Here is a 5,850-nt window from a genome sequence, read left to right on the forward strand (position 1 = left end):
TTTAAGCCACCCAATAGTACAGCTAGAAAACAAATAACGCTTACAAAGAGACTTAAAAAAGTCCTTTATAAGCGTTATTTTTTGTCTTTAAAAAAGCCGTTTCCTAAAAAGAGGCTACTTTATCAGTACCCTCCTCATTGAGTAGCTCCATTTTTTTTATTCTTTTAATATATTTCTAGAAATAACCACTTTCTGAATTTCTGTAGTACCTTCTCCAATTGTGCATAATTTAGAGTCACGGTAAAATTTCTCTACTGGGAAATCTTTTGTATAACCATACCCCCCATGAATCTGAACTGCCTCATTTGCTACTTTCACACAAACTTCCGATGCATACATCTTTGCCATTGCACCTAATTTAGTAACTGGCTTATGGTTATTCTTTAAAAAAGCTGCTTTGTGCAATAGAAGCTCAGATGCTTCAATCTCTGTAGCCATATCAGCTAATTTAAAACCAATGGCTTGAAAATCACAAATTGGCTTACCAAATTGAACTCTCTCTTTAGAATATTTCAAAGCAGCTTCATAAGCTCCCTTAGCAATTCCTAAAGATAGTGCTCCAATAGATATTCTACCACCATCTAAAACTTTCATAGCCTGAATAAATCCTTCTCCTACTTCACCTAGGCGATTCGCATCTGGAACACGGCAATTATCAAAAATAAGTTCAGCGGTTTCTGAAGCTCGCATTCCTAATTTATTCTCTTTCTTTCCACTTGAAAAACCAGGAGTTCCTTTCTCAACAACAAAAGCTGTCATTCCACGAGAATCTCCCTTTTCACCTGTACGTACAATTACAACAGCAATATCTCCAGAAATGGCGTGAGTAATAAAATTCTTAGCTCCATTTAAAATCCAATCATCTCCATCTTTAACCGCAGTAGTACTCATACCACCAGCATCTGAGCCTGTATTGTGTTCGGTTAATCCCCAAGCTCCAATAAATTCAGCCGTAGCCAATTTTGGTAACCATTTACTTTTTTGTTCTTCGTTACCAAACTCTAATAAGTGATTTGTACATAAAGAGTTGTGTGCTGCAACAGAAAGACCAATAGAAGAGTCTACTTTAGATATCTCCTCTACAATAGTTATATATTCATGGTACCCTAGTTCTGATCCTCCATATTTTTCAGGCACTAAAACTCCCATATACCCCATCTGCCCAAGTTTCTTGAATAAATCGATTGGGAAAGTTTGGTTCTCATCCCATTCCATAATAAAAGGACGTATATGTTGCTCTGCAAAATCTCTAATGGATTGAGCAATCATAGCTTGTGTTTCGTTATATTCAAAATTCATATTACTATATTTTAATTCCTAAAATCAAATATAAACTAAATAAATTAATATAAAAGTCCTAAAAACACAACATTCCATATATAAATATAGATGGCCTCCTTTTTTAGACAATAAACACTCTAAACATAACCAGTAGAAAAAAACACAAAAGAGTATAAAAATTACATTAAAACATTTGTAAACTATAAATCAAACACAGAGGAGCGTTTAGTATAAACTAGGTCCTTGATCTTAGCTAAGAAGGCTAGAGTTAGGTAAAAAGCAAAAGCCAACCCTAAAGTAAAAAAAGAAAGATAAATAAAAAAAAGACGAATTCTTGCCGCTTTAATTCCAATCCTCTCCCCTATTCTAGAGGAAACCCTAAAGCCATATTTTTCTAAAAAATACCTCAGATTATTTATCATGAACAAAAAATTAAGTAATTTCAAAATTACGATATTATTTTCATATCCTTACAGAATATAAATAAAACCTATTTAAACCTTAACTAAAAAAAACAATGAAATCTTTTTTATTCTACATCCTGTCCATAGTGACATTTACCATTCAGCCCATTTACTCCCAGGGACTAGAAGTATCCTACTCTATCTACAACAATGAACAGCTTTCTAACCAAGACAACCCTGTTTTATTAAGAACAACACCACTGGATTTCCTTATTTTGAATAAGAAACAAGCCATGGGTCAGGAATTAAATTATCCTTATGAACAGTTTTATTTTCAAACAAATCAAGACTCTTTATATTCTCTTGCATATTTAAGCCAAGATAAAAGCATAAAAACAATAAATACCCAAAGATATACTTCTTATAAGTTAGAGAAGGATACCAAAGAAATATTAGGATATCTATGTCATAAAGCAACAATTATCATCAATTCTAACACTTATACAATTTGGTATACAAAGGACAAAGGTCTATATGGTGGTCCTACTTTAATTGGTGCTGATCTAGGACTTGTTTTAGAATTAGACAGAAACAATACGCAAAAGACAATCGCGACCAAAATAGATAAAATCAAAAAAAATACTATAAACACACCTTCACAATGGAATAAAACCCCTAGCTTAAGTAAAGCGCAATATGACAAAGTTCTTTATAATAGCCGCTTTCAAAGTATTGAATTATTTGCTGATACTACAATTAACTTTGACCCTAATTCAACAGATACAATCCCTGGAGTTTACAAAGTAGCAAATGGAACAGTAGTGGTTAAGAAAATAAAATTTCCAAAAATACAACCAAATAGCAACGTATTTCTAAAACTTACCCAACACTCTAATGGAGATGCATACGATAGAACAGGGAGTGTTTTTATCCTGCCTACTGACAAAGAAATGGATGTACTAAAAGCACTAGAGCAAGGAGTTTCAAACCTACCTACATACACCGATAACCAAGGAAAAAATTACCAAGGAATGGTATCTACTTCTACTTATAATCCTGCAATAGAATTAATGAGATTTTTCACATCTTTTGGGGTTAAGCAATATAATCACATTAATTTTCTGGAAAAAAATTGGCAAGATGAGTCCTTGTTTATGCAAGAAATTTCAGAATTCACTCCAATTCTATCCGAACAAACTCACTACATAGGAGTCTACATTGGTAATTACGACAAAGGAGGACATAAAATTAATGCCCAAATCGATATACATCCTAGTTTATCTACTGTAGAGCAAAGCCAAGTAATACTACCATTATTCAACACCACTAATATCTTTGAGATGGCAGGACAGGCCTACCCTATAATGTTTTCGGACGAGAAAGGGCTTGTTGTAGAATTTGAGCTGGAGCATCCTCTTGAAAATGCACAATTACGCTATATCACCACAGGTCATGGAGGCTGGTCAGGTGGAGATGAGTTTAATCCAAAACTTAATAAAATAAGCTTAGATGATAGTACCCTAATCAGCTATTATCCTTGGAGACAAGATTGCGGATCTTACAGAGATTTTAATCCTGCCTCTGGGAATTTCACCAATGGACTTTCTTCCTCTGATTTAAGTAGATCCAATTGGTGCCCTGGCACAGTTACAAATCCAATTTGGATACCTATTGGTGATCTAACGGCTGGTAAGCATCGTATCACACTTCAAATTCCAATGGGAGCACCTCAGGGAAATAGCCAGAGCTATTGGTGTACTTCTGCAACTCTTTTCGGTCAATAATAAAAAAGCCACTTTTTAAAGTGGCTTTTTTATTATTATGTAAAGAAGTTCCAAGTGATTCCAAATCGCAAAGCAAAATCACGATAAGGATAGTTTGGAGCACTATAGTAATTATATCCTGTCATACTTGCATTAAAGTGCTCTAAGATCAAAAATATCTTAGCTGTACGAATTTTCATATCGATGAAGAAATCAAATACTGGATAGTCTCCAATCTGCACTCTGTCTTGTACAAAAAACGAACCCAATAAAGGATTAAAATCATTACCATAATACTTCGAAAAGTATTTAAAACTAATCCCCGTTTGGAACTTTAAGGCTTTATCAAAAAATGCATCTGAGTAATAAAGGGTATTTCTAGTTAAGAAAGCAGGTACATTAACAATGTTGTCTTCTTGTTTAACATGTTGGTATAAAATGGTATTATCTAATCCCCATTTTCCAAATCGAATATCCTTAGAAATTTGTAAAGAAAAATAGTCGATCGACTTGCCATATTGCTTAGGAGTAGTTATAATTTGATTTGGAATACCAAATTCATTATACACAGGATTATCATTAGAGAAATATAACTTATCCTGCATATTAGCATATACCCCAGTTAAGTTAAAATAAGGTGTATCTAAATAAAAGTCAAACTGATTAATCTTCTCATTCTTAAAATTATTATTCCAATTGTAACTTACATAATCACTTTGAAATAGATAATAGCTAAGATCTCCTAAACGGGAAACATTACTAAAAGACCCTCCTACTTTCCACTGGTCCTTTATATTGTAATCAGCAGAAATAATAATATTTCTAGAATTATCCTTACCTGCAGAAGCACTCAATAATGCAGAAGCATTTAAGCGATCTTTTTTATAAGAATATTTTCCTCCAAACAAAGTTATATCCTTAGTTAACTGATCTGGTATACGCACCCCTTGTATGTAAGCAATACTTTGGTAATGATAGCGATGATGATGAAAATCAACAAACGCCTCAAAGCGCCCAAATTCACTTGAATCGAAAGCAACTCCAACTTTATTAAAAAACTTATTATACCTTGTTTTATTATTTATAGAAGAAGTAAAAGCATCCCCAAAACGAAAAGTATCATCGTATATATTATTAATATCAGTTTGCTTAAATTCAAAAAACTTATCTTCATATACAAACTCATGGGTTAGGAGTAAGCCATTTGAAAAAGATTTGTTTAATTGGTATTGGTGATTTAAGAAAACTCGTTTACCTTTTAAAACCGTTTCAACATCCCTGAAGTAAACATTTAACCTCTCTCTTTTATTATAAGGTTTTTCACTAGACTCGAATAAATTTAAGTCACGTATCCCTCCATTTTGCCCGTTAGAAAAATCTTGCATTGTAAAGTGAGTACGTAACAAATACCTTTTATTCGGAGACTGATAACTAGCTCCAAAACGGAAATTACCATTAGAACTAAGTTCATTAATATATCTCCCCACAGAACGAAGTCCTTTATAACCTATAGAAAAATTGAAATTTTCACTAGTATTCATAGTGATAAAAGCATCTAAATTTTGTCCTTGCTTCATCACAGACTTATAGTATAAATCGGTATAAGGCGTTGGAACAGAATAATACTTAATATCTTCTATTTGTAAGTAAGCAAATTGCTGAGCTCGAAATCCGAAATCAGGAAACAACTCTTTTGCATTAGTATCAAATTTTAATGTATTATAGGTTTGCCCTACATTGGAAAAGGCAAGCAATCCGAAATTATCCTTACGAAGGTAATTATAGGTATAGTACTTTTTTATACTAAGTGCCGTATCTACAGCAATGGTATCATTTTTTATGGAAATTATCTTGTAATCTTTAATAGAGGCGATAGAATCCGTTTTCTTAGTATTACGAAGACTTTTAAATTCTTTTTCTTTTGGATCTTGCGGTTGATTAGAATCGTAATTCAACGTGTTAAAATCCATACCTTGTTGTGCTGTAGCTCCAAAGAAAAACAGCAACACAATTATGGTAAGATACTTATGCATACAAAAAATAGTTTTGACAAAGTTAAATCTATTTTTGAATTAAAATAATACTAGCCTATAGAATATGCCGAGTATACAATAAAAACAACATAGTATCTAAAAGTGTATAAAAAAAAATGGGGCTGTCTCAAATGAGATAGCCCCTTTTTTGTGCTTTTAAGTAAAAAACACCATTATAATTATTTGAATTACAATCTAATATACTTAAATTAGTATAAGTAATTCAAGTAAATATGGCAAAGCAAGCACCACGTTATAGACTTTACGATCAGAATCAAATGAGTTTGATTCCTCATTCTTTGGAAGATTTCATTCCTGCCTTGCATCCAGTACGCATTGTAAATAAGGTTATCGATGAATTGGACTTAA

General features: G+C 32.6%; 4 protein-coding genes. 1 reads left to right on the forward strand and 3 read right to left on the reverse strand.

All coding sequences use genetic code 11. The annotated features are described in order from the left end of the window. Positions 1–156: 156 nt before the first annotated feature. Positions 157–1,299: an acyl-CoA dehydrogenase family protein gene (locus tag ACYSNX_RS12805; RefSeq protein ID WP_461755052.1), complete on the reverse strand. Its 1,143-nt coding sequence runs from the start codon at positions 1,297–1,299 to the stop codon at positions 157–159. 182 nt (positions 1,300–1,481) lie between these two features. Then, a complete protein-coding gene (locus tag ACYSNX_RS12810) occupies positions 1,482–1,703 on the reverse strand; it encodes a PspC domain-containing protein (RefSeq protein ID WP_461755053.1) in 222 nt (73 codons plus the stop codon). 95 nt (positions 1,704–1,798) lie between these two features. Between ACYSNX_RS12810 and ACYSNX_RS12815 the strand changes: the two genes are divergently transcribed. Next, positions 1,799–3,469 carry a GLPGLI family protein gene (locus ACYSNX_RS12815; protein ID WP_461755054.1) on the forward strand — a complete coding sequence of 557 codons (1,671 nt, stop codon included), beginning with the start codon at positions 1,799–1,801 and terminating at the stop codon, positions 3,467–3,469. 35 nt (positions 3,470–3,504) lie between these two features. Here the strand turns inward: ACYSNX_RS12815 and ACYSNX_RS12820 are convergent, their stop codons facing one another. Further along, on the reverse strand, positions 3,505–5,481 hold the full coding sequence (locus tag ACYSNX_RS12820) for a putative porin (RefSeq protein ID WP_461755055.1): 1,977 nt from the start codon (positions 5,479–5,481) through the stop codon (positions 3,505–3,507). Positions 5,482–5,850: the final 369 nt, after the last annotated feature.

The sequence above is a fragment of the Myroides sp. LJL115 genome, assembly GCF_054871665.1.